Origin of the sequence: Erwinia sp. MYb416 (genome assembly GCF_037479575.1) — a bacterium.
In the GTDB taxonomy this organism is placed as follows: domain Bacteria; phylum Pseudomonadota; class Gammaproteobacteria; order Enterobacterales; family Enterobacteriaceae; genus Erwinia; species Erwinia rhapontici.
In genome coordinates this window covers 80939-98539 of the sequence record NZ_JBBGYT010000437.1, presented here as the reverse complement: position 1 = coordinate 98539, position 17601 = coordinate 80939, and the positions used below count along the sequence as shown (strand labels likewise).

The window sequence follows — 17601 nt, the reverse complement described above, 5'->3', positions numbered from 1 at the left end:
TACCCACTCACGCAGATAAGCCGTTAATTTATTCAACTACGAAGAGAATTACTTCTTCGCGTATTTCGCTTCCAGGGTAGCGAACCACGGTGCAACGAAATCGGTTGATGTGCCCCAGCCTGGGATGATTTTATTCAGGTTAGCCACATTGACCGCTCCGGTCTGGGTAGCCAGCTGTTGCTGAGAGATCGCTGATGCCGTGAACTGATACGTTGCCGGCGTAGTTTCACCGCCAATCTTGTTCGCCACCAGGCGCATATTCGTTGCACCAATCAGCTTGCTGTCGACAGCCACTGTCTGTTTCCATGGGCTGTTCTTCTCATGCATCAGTTGCAGATCCTGGTTCGACACATCGATGCTGTACAGCTTGATCTCGGTACGGCCATTTTCCTGCAAGGCTTTATACGCGCCCTGGGCAAAGGCATCCCACGAGCCCCAAATCGCGTCAATCTTACCCTTAGGGTACTTCGCCAGGATGGCACCAATTTTGTTGGCCGTATCCCCCTGCACATCGGAAGACACCGCACCAATGGACTCCAGCTGATGAATGCCCGGGTTGGCTTTCAGCACTTTCTCATAAACAACCTGACGACGTTCCATTGCCGGGAAGCCTGCGACCCAAAGCTTGACGATGTTAGCTTTCCCGTTGGTATCTTTTACCAGCTGATCGAGGGAGAGCTGTGCCAGAGAAGCATCGTCCTGCGCCGTCACGGTTACGCCATCGATCGGCTGGTTAACTGGGGTATCAAACACAGAGACTTTGATTCCAGCATCGGTGATGCGTTTAACCAGCGCGGTAGAGTAAGGATCTTTGCCGTGAGACAGGATAATCCCGTCATATTTCTGGCTGATAGCCTGATTCACAAAGTCCTGGAAGCGCGCGTCGTCACCGTTGCTGAGGAAGGTGCTGACTTTAAAGCCCAGCTTACGGCCTTCCTGAATGGCACCGGCAACAAACTGGGTGGTGTTATCGTCAGATCCGAGGTTGCGGATCACCGCAATACGCACCGGCCCTTCGTGGTTGGCGATGGCCGCCGGAACGGGGATATCTGCAGCGATGGCAGGCAATGCAGTCAGCAGGCTCAGAGCCAGCAGCGATGTCGTGATTTTTTTCATTATTATTTTACCCTGTCTGAAAAGATTACGCCTGACGGCGCTGTACGTAGGTAATGGCCAGCGCAACCGCCAGCACCAGGCCTTTAATGATGTCCATCGCGTAATAAGGCACGGACAGCATCACCAGACCATTTTGTAATACACCGAGGATCACTGCGCCGAGCAGCGTACCCAGCGCGTTGGGTTTTCCAGCACCCGCCAGCGACAGACCAATCCAGGCCGCTGCCACCGCATCCATCAGATACCCGCCACCGGCGTTCACCTGCGAGGAACCAATACGCGAAGCCAGCAAAATACCGCCAAGCCCCGCCAGCAATGCCGAAATAACATAGGCCAGCACGCGATAGCGCGTGGTACGGATACCCGACAACCTGGCGGCTTCCGGGTTACCGCCAATGGCGTACATACGGCGACCATGTTTAGTCAACGACAGCAGCAGTTGTGCCACCACCGTCACCGCCAGCATCACAATCACAATAATCGGCACCTGGCCCAGCAATGAGAACACTGCCGGGATCGTGCCTTCGGCCATATCGCCGCTTGGCAGCACCATGTTCTCGGTAATCGAACCACCGAAACTGTAGGTCATCGCCACACCCTGCACCACAAACAGGCTGGCAAGCGTGGCCAGCATGTCAGGGATTTTCAGCACCACGATCATAAAAGCATTAAACAGACCGACCAGGGTACAGAGCAGTAGCGTCAGGGCAATCGCCTGCGTCGGGCCGAATCCGTACCAGACAAACAGGGAGATCACCAGCGAGTTCGCCAACGAAGCGGTCGACCCCACGGACAGATCGAAACCGCCGATAGTCAGCGAAATCGATACGCCAATGGCAATCACCGTAACAATAGCAATTGAACGCAGGATATTGATGATATTGGTCGGTTCCAGGAAGCTGTCTGAGGCCAGACCAAAGCCCGCGATCAGCGCCACTACTGTCAGCAACATTCCCCACTTATAGAGAAAATCAAATAGCTGGTGCCGGACGGACGGTGCCGCCTTCAGGGAAATTTCTTTGCTGCTCACGCAGGCGTTCCTCCGGTGGAATAAAGTAAAAGTGTTTCTTCATCGACGTCATTTGCCGCCATTTCCGCCACAATGCGCCCGTCCCACAGTACGCAGATGCGGTCGCACAGGCCAACCAGTTCCGAAAATTCGCCCGAGGCGTAAATCACCCCTTTTCCCTGGCGGGCCAGCCCGTCGATCAGCTCGAACAGGTCGGTTTTGGCCTTAATATCCACGCCTTTGGTCGGTTCATCAAAAATCAGTACATCAGCGTTATTACGCAGCCATTTGCCAATAGCCACCTTTTGCTGATTTCCCCCGGACAAGCGACGCAGCGTCTGCTTTGGCCCGGTGGTGCGGATGCCCAGTTTGACGATGACGTCTTCTGCCCAGCGCCACGCCTGGCGGTGACCAAACAGGCTCCAGCGTGAAAAGCTATTATCCGCCGTCACACTGAGGTTCATCACTACCGATTCTTCAATAAAGATGCCCTCTTTGCGGCGTTCTTCCGGGATCAGCGCCATGCGGTTATCTACCGCTGCATGTGGGGACGAGGGTTTCCACGGCTTACCGTGCAGTTCGCCATGCTGAACCCGGCTTTTACTGGCACCAAACAGCGCCTTACAAAGCTCCGTTTTTCCTGCGCCAGCCAGCCCGGCGATACCGAGGATCTCGCCTTTTTTCAGCGTCAGGCTGATATCTTTTAACAGGTGTTCATCATGCAACCCGGTAATGTGCAGCAGGGTTTCCTCACTGAACGGCGGACGCGATGGCGGATAAATATCATTGAGCTGATGACCCAGCATCTTCTCAACAATTTGCTCACCACTTAATCCCTGCATCGGGCCGCTTTCAATCAGTTCACCGTCACGCAGAACCGTCAGTCGATCGCAGATGGCATTCAGTTCGTGAATACGGTGGGAGATAAACACTACGCCAATACCCTGGCTTTGCAGCTGGCGAACCACGGCGAACAGCTTTTCACTTTCGTTTTGGTCGAGAGGGGCGGTTGGCTCATCCAGCACCAGAAAACGGCAGTGATGTGACAGCGCACGTGCCAGCAGGATCTGCTGTTTTTCCGCCAGCGTGCACTGTTCCACCTGGCGCTTCACGTCAATCTGCACATCTAACCGCGCCAGCAGTGCCCGCGCCTGACGGCGCATCTCGCCCCAGCGATAAAGCTGGCCACCTTCAGCCAGACGGTCGAGCATGATGTTTTCCGCCACACTCAGGCCGGCGACCAATGCCACATCCACTTCCTGTTGGACCAGGTGGATACCCAGCTGTTTTGCATCACGTGGAGAACGGATAGAGACGGGCTGACCATCCAGCAAAATCTCACCACTGTAGTGATCGTATGCGCCCGAGAGCACCGCCATCAGCGTAGATTTTCCGGCACCGTTGGCTCCGGTCAGCGCATGAATGGAGTGCCCTTCCAGAGTGATGTCGACGGATTTAAGCGCCGAAAAACCGCCAAAAGCGATGGAGATCTGGCGCATTTCAAGGCGATTTATCGCGGTCATGGGCGTGTTTTCTCAAGCTCAATAAATTAAGGGGTGCGCCGCATTTTTTAATGGATTGTCACGGCAGGCAACGATTGAAAGGGCATAAGCTAACACAAAATGTTATTAGCCATCCAGATGTCCAGACACTACAGGGGTAAGCGCTGGCATGGCGCTGATAACCAGTGGAAAAACGGGGAATATTTACCAGATGCATCGTTGTTATGCTGCACCAAAGCGGACGCGGCCAGAAGTCAGAGATAAAAAAACCGGCGAACAGGTCGCCGGTTAGGATCATCGATAACTGAGGAGATTAAGCCGCTTTGAAGTTCTCTGCTGCTACGTCCCAGTTAACCACGTCCCAGAACGCCTTGATGTAGTCAGGACGTTTGTTCTGATATTTCAGGTAGTAGGCGTGTTCCCACACATCCAGACCGATGATCGGCGTACCGGATGCGCCAGAAATGGCTTCGCCCATCAGAGGACTGTCCTGGTTAGCCGTAGAAACGACGGCCAGCTTGTCGCCTTTTTTGACCAGCCACGCCCAGCCAGAACCGAAACGGGTGGTTGCCGCTTTTTCGAATTCTGCTTTGAACGCGTCAACGCTGCCGAAATCTTTCTCGATGGCTGCTTTCAGGTCGCCGCCCAGAGAGGTGCCGGTTTTCAGACCTTTCCAGAAGAAGCTGTGGTTAGCGTGGCCGCCAGCGTTGTTACGCAGTGGGCCTTTTTTGTCCGCAGGCAGTTGATCCAGTTTAGCAATCAGCTCTTCAACGGGCAGATTAGCAAACTCAGTCCCTTCCAGCGCGGCATTCGCGTTGTTCACATAAGCCTGGTGATGCTTAGTGTGGTGAATTTCCATGGTCTGCTTGTCAAAATGCGGTTCCAGTGCGTCATACGCATAAGGCAGGGATGGCAGTGAATAACTCATGTTCATCGTCTCCATTCAGATTATGGGCGGCGCTCGCTGTTCAGCACCGCGTAAGCAGTCGGATCATTATAGTTAAATAAATGATCGGGAAAAGGGATATCAATGCCCCGATGTTGATAAGGGTATAGATGACAGCAGGCGGGACAGCGTGGTTATATCTTTTACCTGTCGTGTTACAACCAAATGATCTAAGCGATTGTTTCGTCAGCCAGGGCGAGGCATGCCTCGCCCCTACGGACAACATAGCGGGGTCCGGCGTGCCACAACCCTACGCCGATCCCGGTTACCCCGTAGAGCCCGACCCGTTCACCCGGCAACCCCCGCAGGAGTCAGGCAGACCCGACCCATTCACCCGGCAACCCCCGCAGGAGTCAGGCAGACCCGACCCGTTCACCCGGCAACCCCCGTAGGGGTCGGGCATGCCCGACCCGGGGTTAACGCCCCAGTGCCGCCAGTGATTTGTCCAGCGCACCTACCAGCCAGTCGATATCGCTTTCCTGGAACGCCAACGGCGGGCGTAATTTCAGAACGTTCCCATACGGTCCTGCCACTGAAGTGAGCACGTGGTTCTCACGCAACATCTCGGTGACATCCAACGCCAACTGTTTATCCGGCGTTTTGCTGGCTTTGTCTTTCACCAGCTCAAAGCCGATAAACAGACCCGCACCGCGCACATCTCCCACGCACTCATACTTATCCTTCAACGTGGAGAGTTCCGCCAGCAGTTTCGCCCCCACCACGCGACTGTGCTCCTGCAATCCTTCTTCTTTGATCACTTTCAGCACTGCCTGCGCCGCGGCCATCGCCACCGGGTTGCCACCAAAGGTATTGAAATAAGGTATCTCATCGCTGAACGCGGCCAGCACATCGCTTTTCGCCAACAGGCCAGACACCGGGATCCCATTACCCATCGGCTTGCCGGTGGTGATCACATCGGGCACCACATCGTGACGGGCAAAGCCCCAGAATGCCTCACCGGTACGGGCAAAACCGGGCTGCACTTCATCAGCAATAAAGATGCCGCCGTTTTTGTGCACCACGTCTATCGCCTGCTTCAGGAAGCCTTTTGGCCCCGGCAGCACGCCGTCGGAAGAGAAGATGGAATCCGCGAGGAAACCGGCAAATTTAATGCCGTGCGCCGCCATATCATCGATCTGTTTTTGAATTTCGCCGGCAAACCAGGCACCGAGGTCCGGGGCATCCACACGGTAGCGATCCGGCGGCAGCACCAGACGGGTCGTTGCGGCCAGCGGCTGACCGCTGCCGAGCGCCGGAGAAACACCGGAAGTGAGGTCGCTGGTTCCATGATAAGACTCCTGAGTGACGATAATCCCGGTGCCGCCGCTGTAAGCACGCGCCACGCGAATCGCCAGGTCATTGGCCTCGGAGCCAGTGCACATATACATGGCGCGGTCGATTTCCACAGGTGCCGTCGCCAGCAGCTGCTCGGAGTAGTCCAGGATGGCTTCATGGAGATAACGAGTGTGGGTGTTCAGCTGGTTCATCTGCTGATACACCGCATCAATCACCGCCGGGTGACAATGGCCGATGCTGGCGACGTTGTTGTACACATCCAGGTATTTATCCCCGGCGGCATCCCACAGATACTGCCCTTTCCCGCGGACCAGATGCACCGGCTTACGGTAAAACAGGCGGTAAGACTCACCCAGCACCTTGCTGCGCTTGTCGGTCAGCTTACGCACATCCGCATCCAGGCCGTCGGCATGCTCGGCGCGGAAACTGTTGGTATCCATGATGGTTGAACGTGTGGCCATAATCACTCCCGTTGCAAAATTGAGATTTGCCTGGTGACAGGCAGTCAGCAGTGTCTGACCTTTATCATGGCAACTTTTACGTCAAATGCAACAAAATACACAAATGCAATAAAATACACATGCAGAGCGCAGCATTGTCGGTTAGGCTATGTCGGTGAGTTATCGTCAGGAAATCAGACCTATGCTGCAGGAAACACGCTTACATCGCATCCGGGCGCTACTGAACACCCTCAACCAGGTGAGTACCGAACGGATCATTAAAGAGCTGGGGGTTTCGCGTGAAACTGCCCGCCGGGACATTATTGAACTGGAAGCGCAGGGGCTGGCGAAACGGGTCCACGGCGGCCTGGTGGCGCTGAATGCCACACCGGAACCACCGCTGACAGTACGCAGTTCCGTGATGGCGAAAGAGAAACGCGCTATCGCACGCGCGGCCGCACAGCTGTTGCAACCCGGTCAGACCGTGTTTCTGGATGCCGGAAGCACCACGACCATGCTGGCCGAAGAGTTGCGCTCAATGTCCGGGCTGACCATTATCACCAACAGCCTGAACGCAGCTCTCAAACTCTGTGCCGCAGAAGAACAGGAAACGCTGAACAATCAGGTGATCCTGCTGGGTGGCAATATGCTGGCCGGGGCGCAGGAGACGCGCGGGGAACTGACCGTGGGTGAGATCTATCGCTTCCGCGCTGACGTGGCGGTGCTCTCGCCGGTCGGGCTGGACGCCAAACACGGTGCCAGTAGTTTTCAGCCACACGAAGCGGCCATTGCACGCGCCATGGCGCGGCAAGCCGGGCGGCTGATTTTGCTGGCCGATCACAGCAAACTTGGCCTGAACAGCCGCATGAATTATGCCAGCATTGAGCAGGTCAGCGCGCTGGTCACCGACAGCAGCGCGGCCACCCTGCCTGCGTTCTCCGCCTTACAGCAGGTGCTGCCGCAGGTGGTTCTGGCTTAAATTAGCCGCTGCGGATGCGTATAGACCGTTGCCCGCCCCGGTTTACTGAAGCCCACCAGCGTCAGATTACAGCGCTGCGCCACCTCCACCGCCAGCTGCGTCGCGGCTGAGACGGCAAACAGGATCTCCACGCCGCACATCGCGGATTTCTGTACCATTTCATAGCTGGCGCGGCTGGACACCAGCACCGCGCCCGCAGCCGGAGGCACTTTACTGCGCATCCCCAGCAGTTTATCCAGTGCCACATGACGGCCGACATCTTCACAGCCGAGGCTCAGTTCTCCCGTGGGTGTCACCCAAGCCGCAGCGTGGGTACAACCCGTCAGCTGGCCGACCGGTTGAAAATCCTTTAGCTGACGCAGTGCATGATCAAGGTATTGAAAATCAAAATGTTGCGTAAATGGCAGCGGCTGTAGTGGCTTGCCGATCTCGGCCAATTGCTCCACGCCGCAGACACCACAACCGGTGCGCCCGGCCATCGCCCGTCGCTGCTCTTTTAAGGCAGCAAAGCGGCGGCTGGACAGTTCAACCTGCACTTCAATCCCCTGACAAACCGGCACGACGTCAATACCAAAAATATCGGATGGGGAGGCAATAATGCCCTCTGACAGGGAAAAACCAACGGCAAATGCCGCGAGATCTTTCGGCGTCGCCATCATCACCACATGCGAGATGCCGTTGTAGACCAGCGCAACGGGCACCTCTTCTGCCAGCCAGTCCGGCTGCGCCTGCTGTAGCGCATCGCGCTGCCAGACCGAAATCTGACGTATGCCTGAGTCTGGTGGCAAACATCCCTCTTTTTTGTGCTGTTCTTCGCTCACTGAAATCCACTCCGCTCATAAACCACAACAATATTGTGGTATTATTTCACACTGTACACGCTAAAAAACCACCTGCGCTTATTGTGAACCACTCACCCGGGTGCAGCAAAATTAATGACCAATGTCGAACCAGGAATGACGCCATGAAAGTCAGCAGAAGACGATTTTTTAAAATTTGTGCGGGAGGAATGGCAGGCACGACTGCCGCCGTCCTCGGCTTTACGCCGACCGCCGCGCTGGCAGAAAGCCGCCAGTACAAATTGTTGCGTTCCCGTGAAACCCGTAATACCTGTACCTACTGCTCGGTGGGCTGTGGCCTGCTGATGTACAGCATGGGTGACGGTGCGAAAAACGTGAAAGAGCGTATTTTCCATATAGAAGGTGACCCGGACCATCCGGTCAGTCGTGGTGCGTTGTGCCCGAAAGGTGCCGGATTACTCGACTTTATTCAGAGTGAAAGCCGCCTGCAATACCCGGAATATCGCGCTGCCGGTTCCGATAAATGGCAGCGTATCAGCTGGGATGATGCCTTTAGCCGTATCGCCAGGCTGATGAAAGATGACCGCGATGCCAATTTCATCACCCGCAATAAAGACGGCGTCACCGTCAACCGCTGGCTCAGTACTGGCATGCTGTGCGCCTCGGCCTCCAGCAATGAAACCGGTTATTTAACCCAGAAAATGACCCGTTCGCTCGGCATGCTTGCCGTCGACAACCAGGCGCGCGTGTGACACGGACCTACGGTAGCAAGTCTTGCTCCAACGTTCGGTCGCGGTGCGATGACCAATCACTGGGTCGACATCCGCAATGCGAATCTGATTATTGTTATGGGTGGCAATGCCGCTGAAGCGCATCCGGTAGGATTCCGCTGGGCGATGGAAGCCAAAATCCATAACAACGCCAAACTGATCGTTATCGATCCGCGCTTTACGCGTACGGCATCGGTGGCTGATTTCTATACGCCTATTCGTTCCGGCACCGACATTACCTTCCTGTCGGGGGTGCTGCACTATCTGATCGAACACGATACCATCCAACATCAATATGTTGCGGCGTACACCAACGCCAGCCTCATCGTGCGCGATGATTTCAGCTTCGACGACGGCCTGTTCAGCGGCTATGACCCGGAAACCCGCAGCTATGACAAAACCAGCTGGCACTATGCGCTGGATGAGCAGGGCTTTGCGCAGCGTGATACAACGCTGACCCATCCGCGCTGCGTCTGGAACCTGCTGAAAACCCACGTCAGCCGCTATACACCGAAAGTAGTGGAAAACATATGCGGTACTCCGCAGAAAGACTTCCTGCACATTTGTGAACTACTGGCCGCCACCAGCGCGGCGGACCGCACCGCCACGTTCCTGTATGCACTGGGCTGGACGCAGCACTCCGTCGGTGCACAAAACATCCGCACGATGGCGATGATCCAGCTGCTGCTGGGCAACATGGGAATGGCAGGCGGCGGCATTAACGCCCTACGCGGCCACTCCAATATTCAGGGACTGACCGATCTCGGCCTGCTTTCCCAGAGCCTGCCCGGCTATATGACGCTGCCTTCAGACAAACAGCCCGATCTGGATCATTACCTTGCCGCCAACACGCCAAAAGCGCTGCTGCCCGGCCAGGTCAACTACTGGAGCAACTATCCGAAGTTCTTTATCAGCATGATGAAAGCGTTCTACGGCGATAAGGCCCAGCAAGAAAATCAGTGGGGGTTTGACTGGCTGCCGAAGTGGGATAAGGGCTACGACGTGTTGCAGTATTTCGAGATGATGCATCGCGGCGAGGTTAACGGCTATATCTGTCAGGGCTTTAACCCGCTGGCGTCCTTCCCGCATAAACAGAAGGTGGCATCGTCACTGGCAAAACTGAAGTTCCTCGTGACCATCGATCCGCTCACCACCGAAACCGCCAGCTTCTGGGAAAATCACGGCGAGTTTAACCACACCGATCCCGCGGAGATTGGCACGGAAGTGTTCCGCCTGCCGTCCACCTGCTTTGCCGAAGAGAACGGGTCGATTGTGAACTCGGCGCGCTGGTTACAGTGGCACTGGAAAGGGGCAGACGGGCCGGGAGAAGCGCGCAACGACGGTGAGATCCTCGCGGGAATCTATCTACGCCTGCGCCAGCTTTACGCAGAAGAAGGGGGCGCGCTGCCTGAGGCCGTCCTCAACATGAGCTGGGACTATCAGACCCCTGATTCCCCGGCGTCGGAGGAAGTGGCGCAGGAAAGCAATGGCCGTGCACTGAACGACCTGCTGGACGACAAAGGCAATGTGCTGGTGAAAAAAGGTCAGCAGCTTAGTAGCTTTGCCCAGCTACGCAGCGACGGAAGTACCGCCAGCGGCTGTTGGATCTTCGCCGGAAGCTGGACGCCGGAAGGTAACCAGATGGCACGCCGCGATAACAGTGACCCTTCCGGGTTGGGCAATACCCCCGCCTGGAGCTGGGCATGGCCGCTTAATCGCCGCATCCTTTACAACCGTGCATCTGCCGATCCGCAGGGCAAACCCTGGGACCCGAAACGCCAGCTGCTGCACTGGGACGGCGCTAAATGGGTCGGGCAGGACATTGCCGATTACAGCACTGCACCACCGGGCAGCGATACCGGGCCATTTATCATGCAACCGGAGGGAATGGGACGACTGTTTGCGCTGGATAAAATGGCGGAAGGGCCGTTCCCGGAGCACTACGAGCCGTTTGAAACACCGATTGGCACCAACCCGCTGCATCCGGCGGTCGTCTCCAACCCGGCGGCCCGCGTGTTCCCGGGCGATCTCAACAATATGGGCAAGGCCATGCAGTTCCCGTATGTCGGCACCACCTACCGTCTCACCGAGCATTTCCATTACTGGACGAAACATGCGCGGCTTAACGCCATCGCGCAGCCGGAGCAATTTATCGAAATCGGCGAAACGCTGGCAGGCAAGCTGGGCATACGGCACGGAGATCGGGTCAAAGTCAGTTCGCAGCGCGGCTACCTCAAAGCCAAAGCGGTGGTCACCAAACGCCTGCGCACCCTGACCATTGACGGTAAACAGGTCGATACCATCGGTATTCCGATTCACTGGGGCTTTTTGGGCGTGGCAAAGAAAGGCTTCCTCGCCAATACCCTGACGCCGTTTGTCGGTGATGCCAATACGCAAACGCCAGAGTTCAAGGCGTTCCTGGTCAATGTGGAGAAGGTGTAAACGATGGCTTATCAATCACAGGATATCATTCGCCGTTCGGCAACGAACGACCTGACGCCTCCCCCGCAGGCGCGTGACCACCAGCAGGAGGTGGCCAAGCTGATTGACGTCACCACCTGCATTGGCTGCAAAGCCTGCCAGGTGGCCTGTTCCGAATGGAACGACCTGCGCGATGAGGTCGGCAGTAACGTCGGGGTGTATGACAACCCCGCCGATCTGAGCGCCCAATCCTGGACGGTGATGCGTTTTTCCGAAGTGGAGGAGAACGGTCGGCTGGAGTGGCTGATCCGTAAAGATGGATGCATGCACTGCGCGGACCCGGGCTGCCTGAAAGCCTGTCCGTCGGAAGGGGCAATCATTCAGTACGCTAACGGCATCGTCGACTTCCAGTCTGAGCAGTGCATCGGTTGCGGTTACTGCATTGCTGGCTGCCCGTTCAACGTGCCGCGCATCAACCCGCAGGATAATCGGGCGTATAAATGTACGCTGTGCGTCGACCGGGTCAACGTGGGCCAGGAACCGGCCTGCGTGAAAACCTGTCCCACTGGCGCCATTCACTTCGGCAGTAAAGAGGCGATGAAAACACTGGCGGCAGAACGCGTTAGCGAACTCAACACGCGCGGTTTTGCCAACGCCGGTCTGTACGATCCGGCGGGCGTCGGCGGCACCCATGTGATGTATGTGCTGCATCATGCGGATAGGCCCACGCTCTATCACGGGTTACCGCAGGCTCCGGCTATCAGCCCGGCGGTCACCTTCTGGAAAGGCGTGTGGAAACCGCTGGCCGCACTGGGCTTTGCCGCCACGTTTGCGGCAGCCGTGTTTCACTATGTCGGGGTGGGACCAAACCGGGCCGAAGAAGAGGATGAGGAGGAAAATCCATGAAACCACGTCAGCGTATTCAGCGCTACAGCGCACCAGAACGGCTTAATCACTGGTTGATGGCATTCTGTTTTCTTCTCGCGGCAGTGAGCGGATTAGGTTTTTTCTTTCCCTCCTTTAACTGGCTGATGAACATCTTCGGCACGCCGCAACTGGCGCGCATCCTGCATCCCTTTGTGGGCACCGTGATGTTTATCACCTTCCTGCGGATGTTTTTCCGTTACTGGCGGCACAACCTGTTCGACAGGCAGGACATGATTTGGATGAAAAACATCCATAAAATTGTGCAAAACAAGGAAGTGGGCGATACCGGGCGCTATAATTTCGGACAGAAGTGCGTATTCTGGGCTGCTATCGTCAGCTTAATACTGCTGCTTGCCAGCGGCATTGTTATCTGGCGGCCTTACTTTGCCCCTGCTTTCAGTATTCCGCTGATCCGTGCCGCACTGGTGGTGCATTCTGTTGCGGCGGTGGTGCTGATTGCGGTGATTATGGTGCATGTCTATGCCGCCCTGTGGGTAAAAGGCACGATAACCGCGATGGTCGAAGGCTGGGTCACCACCCGCTGGGCCAAAAAACACCACCCGCGCTGGTATCGTAGCGAGCAAGAGCAGCAACACCGGCAAAAACAACAGGAAAAAGGCCCCTGATGACCATTCGCATTATCCCGCAGGACTCGCTGGAGAAAAGCGATCTGATGACGGCGGAGACCATTCCGCCGCTCCTTTTCCCCCGGCTAAAGCAACTCTACAGCCGCCGAGCTGCGCGTTTGCGCCAGCTGGCGGAGAAAAATCCGCTAGGTGACTACCTGCGCTTTGCGGCGGTGATCGCCACCGCACAGGAGATCGTTCTGTATGACCATCCGCTACAGATGGATCTACGAGGGCGCCTGGAAGAGAGCGCACGTCTGGGTAAACCGCCGCTGGATATCAGCACCCTGCCGCGCGACGCGCACTGGCAACGACTGTTGCATTCGTTGATCGCCGAGCTGAAGCCGGAGATGACCGGCCAGGCACTCTCCGTGCTGGAAAACCTGGAGAAGGCCTCCGTCTCCGAACTGGAAGCCATGGCCAGTGCGCTGTTCGCCAACGAGTTCGCCCAGGTCAGCAGCGATAAATCCCCGTTTATCTGGGCTGCGCTGTCATTGTACTGGGCACAGATGGCGGCACTGATCCCAGGAAAAGCACGGGCAGAAGCGGGTGAACAACGTCAGTTTTGCCCGGTCTGCGCCAGCGTGCCGGTTTCCAGCGTGATTCATATGGGCAGCCCCCAGGACGGCCTGCGTTACCTGCACTGCAATCTGTGTGAAAGCGAGTGGTATGTCATGCGCGCCAAATGCAGTAACTGCGAACAAACGGGCGATCTGCATTACTGGTCGCTGGACAGTGAAACGTCAGCGATTAAAGCCGAAAGCTGCGGCGACTGCGGCACCTACCTGAAGATGCTGTATCAGGATAAAGACCCGGCGGTTGAGCCGGTCGCAGACGATCTGGCGTCGCTGATCCTCGATGCACGTATGGAGCAGGAGGGCTTTGCCCGCAGCAGTCTGAACCCCTTTTTATTCCCCGGAGAGTAGGCAATGAAGCTGATCGGCAATTACACCAGTCCGTATGTGCGCAAAATCTCCGTGATGCTGCTGGAAAAGGGCATCACCTTTGAGTTCGTCAATGAGTCTCCGTGGCACGAAGGCAGCCATGTCAAAGACTATACTCCGCTGGGGAAAGTCCCGGCGCTGGTCAGTGATGATGATGACGTGTGGTACAACTCGTCGATTATCGCCGCTTACCTGGAACTGCTGCATCTCGACCCGGCCTTTTTGCCCGTCGATCCGCGCGCCCAGCTTGCGGTCCGCCAGCTGGAAGCGCTCGCCGATGGCGTCTGTGATGCCGCGCTGTTGATCGTGCGCGAACAGCAGAAAGATCCGGACCAGCAGTCCACCAGCGAAATGCTGCGCCAGCGCGATAAAATTCAGCGCGGGCTGGATGCGCTGGAAGCGGCCGCAGTGGAAGGTAAATGGCTGAACGGTTCACAGATCTCGCTGGCCGATATCGCTACCGCCTGTACGCTCGGTTATCTGAATTTCCGCCGCGTGGCACCGGGATGGAATGTGAACCGACCTTCGCTGGTCAAGCTTGCCACTACCCTGTTTCAGCGCGACAGCTTTGCCCGTACGGAGCCGCCAGCAACCTGAGCCTGCCGATGAAAATATTGTTCAGCCAGCTTCCCTCTATTGACAGCCTGTTACGTCAGGCTGAATTTCAGGTGCTCAGCGATCGCTGGGGACACCGCCAGCTGGTCACCCTGCTGCGTGAGTTACAGCAGCAGACCCGCCAGCATATTCAGCAACACCAGCAGCTTCCTGACTGGTGCCACAACTGGGCACAACACGCCAGCCAGCGGCTGGAGCAAACAGGCAGCAGCGGGCTGCAATCGGTGCTGAATCTCAGCGGTACGCTGTTGCATACCAATCTCGGGCGAGCGTTGCTGTCCGAGCCGGCCGTTGACGCGGTGACCCGCGTAATGCGCTCGGCGGTAACGCTGGAGTACGCGCTGGATGATGCCGGACGCGGCCACCGCGATCGCGCGCTGGCCGACCTGCTCTGCCAGCTAACAGGGGCAGAAGACGCCTGCATTGTGAATAACAATGCCGCAGCCGTACTGCTGATGCTGGCAGCCCTGGCACCGGGTCAGGACGTGGTGGTATCACGCGGTGAACTGGTCGAAATTGGCGGCGCGTTCCGCATTCCCGATGTGATGACTCAGGCAGGTTGCCGGCTGCGCGAAGTCGGCACCACCAACCGCACCCATCTGAAGGATTATCGCGAAGCGGTGAACAGCGATACCGCGCTGCTGATGAAGGTGCATACCAGCAACTATCAGGTGCAGGGCTTTACCAAAGCGGTCAGTGAGGCCGAACTGGTGGCGCTGGGCAACGAATACAATCTGCCGGTCATCAGCGATCTCGGCAGTGGTTCGCTGATTGACCTGACACAGTATGGGCTGCCGCCGGAACCGATGCCGCAGCAGATGATTGCCGCAGGCGTCAGTCTGATCAGTTTCTCCGGCGATAAGCTGCTCGGCGGCCCACAGGCAGGCATTATCATCGGCAAAAAAGCGCTGATTGCCCGTCTGCAACAGCACCCGCTGAAGCGCGCACTGCGGGTAGACAAAATGACCCTGGCAGCGCTGGAAGCCACATTACAGCTCTATCTGCACACGGAGAAACTGGCACAGCAGCTGCCAACGCTGCGGCTGCTGACCCGCACACAGTCCGAGATCGCCCATCAGGCGCAGCGGCTTTTACCTGTACTTCAGACCGCACTGACGGGGCTGTTCCTCGTAGAAATAGCTGACTGCCTGTCACAAATTGGCAGCGGTTCGCTGCCGGTTGAACGGCTGCCGTCCGTGGCGCTGACGCTCACTCCGACGAACGGCAGCGGCAGCACACTGCAGGCACTGGCAGACAGGCTCCGCACCGGTGACGTCCCCATCATCGGGCGTATTCACAGCGGTCGTCTGTGGTTCGATCTTCGAACACTGGAAGATGACGCGCTCTTTATCAGGATGATGACGTCATGATTATTGCCACGGCTGGCCATGTTGATCATGGAAAAACATCACTGCTTCAAGCCATTACAGGTGTCAATGCCGATCGCCTGCCGGAAGAAAAATCCCGCGGCATGAGCATCGATCTAGGCTACGCATACTGGCCTCAGCCCGACGGGCAGACAATCGGCTTTATTGACGTTCCCGGCCATGAAAAATTCCTCAGTAATATGTTGAGTGGTATCGGCGGTATCGATCACGCTCTGCTGGTCGTCGCCGCCGATGATGGCATCATGCCGCAAACCCGTGAACATCTGGCGATCCTGCAACTGAGTGGCCAGCCTGCGCTGACCGTCGCCGTGACCAAAAGCGACAGCGTGGAACCCGCACAGCGTAAGGCCGTCGATCAGCAGATCCGCCAGCTAACCCGGCAATTTGGCTGGGAAAGCGTCGCCCTGTTTACCACCAGCACAGTCAACGGGGAGGGCATTGCTGAACTGAGCCACCATCTGCGCCAGCTGCCCGAACGCCCTCTGTGGCAGGATCAGGCCTTCCGTCTGGCGATTGACCGGGTGTTTAACGTTAAAGGGGCAGGCGTGGTGGTAACGGGCACTGCGTTGTCCGGTGACGTGCGCATCGGTGATTCCCTGTGGCTGACCGGCATGAATAAACGGGTGCGGGTGCGCAATCTGCATGCCCAGAATCAACCCGTGGAACAGGCCCACGCAGGGCAACGCATCGCGCTGAATCTCAGCGGTGGGGTGGAAAAAGCGGAAGTCAGTCGCGGCGACTGGCTGCTGACCACCGCTCCCGAACGGCCCTGCGGGCGGGCGATCGTCAACCTTCAATCCCATCAACCGCTGCATCAGGGTCAGTCACTGCATATTCATCATGCAGCCAGCCATACCACTGGCCGCATCTCGCTTCTGGACGATCGTTTTGCCGAGTTGCTGTTTGACAACCCGCTGTGGCTGGCCGGTGATGACCGGTTAATCCTGCGGGATATCAGTGCGCGCCAGACGCTGGCCGGGGCGAGAATCGTGCTGCTGGCCCCGCCGAAGCGAGGAAAACGCCAGCCCGCGTTCCTCGACTGGCTGCATCAGTTGGAAAAAGCCACCAGTCTTGAACAACGGCTGGAACGGCTGTTACAGCCCCATCCCTGGCGCATGGATGCACTCCACTGGTTTTTTCAGCGTAACGGAGAGGCCATCACTGCCTCACTCAATAGCGCGACGTTTATGCAGGCCGCCGATTATCTGCTGCTGAGGCAAACCCAGCGAGAGTGGCAGTCAGAGCTGCTCAGCGTGCTAAAAAATTATCATCAGCAACACGGCGACCGTCCGGGTATTGGCCGCGATCGCCTGCGACGTCTGGCATTCCCTGGTCAACCCGCGGAGCTGGTGCTTGCACTGACGGACCAGTTGATCGCTGCGAAGCAGATGATTAACAATCGTGGCTGGCTGCATCTGCCCGATTTCCGTATCCGTTTTGATGACCGGGAGGCTGCGATCTGGCAACAGGCAGAACCCCTGTTCGGCAGCGAGGCATGGTGGGTGCGCGACCTGGCGGCGCAGCTGGGCTGCGATGAGGAGCTGATGCGCCAGACGCTGCGTAAAGCGGCGCAGAGCGGTGCCATTACCGCTATCGTTAACGATCGGTACTACAGTCATACGCAGCTGACCCGCTTTGCTGGTCTTATCTTTCAGCGTGCTGAAACAGGCTTGGGCACCCGCGCCGGAGACTTCCGCGATCAGCTGGGCACAGGCCGGAAACTGGCGGTGCAGATCCTCGAGTTTTTCGACCACTGTGGCTTCACTCAGCGCAAAGGCAATGAACATTTATTGCGCGACAGCCAGATGTTCCGCTAGAATGC

General features: G+C 57.1%; 14 protein-coding genes. 8 read left to right on the top strand and 6 right to left on the bottom strand.

The genetic code is table 11. The features are described from left to right. Positions 1–48: 48 nt before the first annotated feature. From WH277_RS08735 to WH277_RS08715, 5 genes are all read right to left on the bottom strand, one after another. Positions 49–1116, bottom strand: coding sequence for a sugar ABC transporter substrate-binding protein (locus tag WH277_RS08735; protein ID WP_133844740.1), 1068 nt, complete (start codon positions 1114–1116; stop codon positions 49–51). A gap of 25 nt (positions 1117–1141) precedes the next feature. Further along, positions 1142–2146, bottom strand: a complete 1005-nt coding sequence (locus WH277_RS08730) for an ABC transporter permease (RefSeq protein ID WP_133844742.1) — start codon at positions 2144–2146, stop codon at positions 1142–1144. Continuing rightward, positions 2143–3648: a sugar ABC transporter ATP-binding protein gene (locus WH277_RS08725; protein ID WP_212815751.1), complete on the bottom strand. Its 1506-nt coding sequence runs from the start codon at positions 3646–3648 to the stop codon at positions 2143–2145. The genes WH277_RS08730 and WH277_RS08725 overlap by 4 nt, the downstream gene beginning before the upstream one ends. A 292-nt stretch (positions 3649–3940) precedes the next feature. After that, complete coding sequence (gene sodA, locus WH277_RS08720) at positions 3941–4555, bottom strand: superoxide dismutase [Mn] (RefSeq protein WP_133844746.1); 615 nt, start codon at positions 4553–4555, stop codon at positions 3941–3943. 434 nt (positions 4556–4989) lie between these two features. Then, positions 4990–6330 carry an aspartate aminotransferase family protein gene (locus tag WH277_RS08715; RefSeq protein WP_133844748.1) on the bottom strand — a complete coding sequence of 447 codons (1341 nt, stop codon included), beginning with the start codon at positions 6328–6330 and terminating at the stop codon, positions 4990–4992. A 181-nt stretch (positions 6331–6511) separates the two neighbouring features. Between WH277_RS08715 and WH277_RS08710 the strand changes: the two genes are divergently transcribed. Further along, positions 6512–7288, top strand: a complete 777-nt coding sequence (locus WH277_RS08710) for a DeoR/GlpR family DNA-binding transcription regulator (RefSeq protein WP_133844750.1) — start codon at positions 6512–6514, stop codon at positions 7286–7288. On the opposite strand, the gene fdhD is transcribed toward WH277_RS08710, so the two are convergent. Further along, positions 7285–8109: a formate dehydrogenase accessory sulfurtransferase FdhD gene (gene fdhD, locus WH277_RS08705; RefSeq protein WP_339505280.1), complete on the bottom strand. Its 825-nt coding sequence runs from the start codon at positions 8107–8109 to the stop codon at positions 7285–7287. The two genes, WH277_RS08710 and fdhD, sit on opposite strands and share 4 nt — an antisense overlap. Before the next feature lie 143 nt (positions 8110–8252). Here fdhD and fdnG point away from each other — a divergent pair, with 143 nt between their 5' ends. Genes fdnG through selB form a run of 7 tightly spaced genes read left to right on the top strand, consistent with a single transcriptional unit; the run spans position 8253 to position 17596 of the window. Further along, positions 8253–11300, top strand: a complete 3048-nt coding sequence (fdnG, locus tag WH277_RS08700; RefSeq protein WP_166653737.1) for a formate dehydrogenase-N subunit alpha — start codon at positions 8253–8255, stop codon at positions 11298–11300. A 3-nt stretch (positions 11301–11303) separates the two neighbouring features. Next, positions 11304–12185 (top strand): formate dehydrogenase subunit beta, encoded by an 882-nt coding sequence (gene fdxH, locus WH277_RS08695; RefSeq protein ID WP_159338264.1) that lies wholly within the window; start codon positions 11304–11306, stop codon positions 12183–12185. After that, complete coding sequence (gene fdoI, locus WH277_RS08690) at positions 12182–12832, top strand: formate dehydrogenase cytochrome b556 subunit (RefSeq protein WP_159338265.1); 651 nt, start codon at positions 12182–12184, stop codon at positions 12830–12832. Before fdxH ends, fdoI begins: the two co-directional genes overlap by 4 nt. Beyond that, entirely contained in the window at positions 12832–13758 is a 927-nt protein-coding gene (fdhE, locus tag WH277_RS08685) for a formate dehydrogenase accessory protein FdhE (RefSeq protein WP_159338266.1), read from the top strand. Before fdoI ends, fdhE begins: the two co-directional genes overlap by 1 nt. 3 nt (positions 13759–13761) lie before the next feature. Beyond that, positions 13762–14373, top strand: coding sequence for a glutathione S-transferase (locus WH277_RS08680; RefSeq protein ID WP_133844765.1), 612 nt, complete (start codon positions 13762–13764; stop codon positions 14371–14373). Then, positions 14370–15761, top strand: coding sequence for an L-seryl-tRNA(Sec) selenium transferase (gene selA / locus WH277_RS08675; protein WP_339505383.1), 1392 nt, complete (start codon positions 14370–14372; stop codon positions 15759–15761). Before WH277_RS08680 ends, selA begins: the two co-directional genes overlap by 4 nt. Beyond that, the gene (selB, locus tag WH277_RS08670; RefSeq protein WP_339505272.1) at positions 15758–17596 is read left to right on the top strand and encodes a selenocysteine-specific translation elongation factor; all 1839 of its coding nucleotides are present in this window, start codon (positions 15758–15760) and stop codon (positions 17594–17596) included. Before selA ends, selB begins: the two co-directional genes overlap by 4 nt. Positions 17597–17601: the final 5 nt, after the last annotated feature.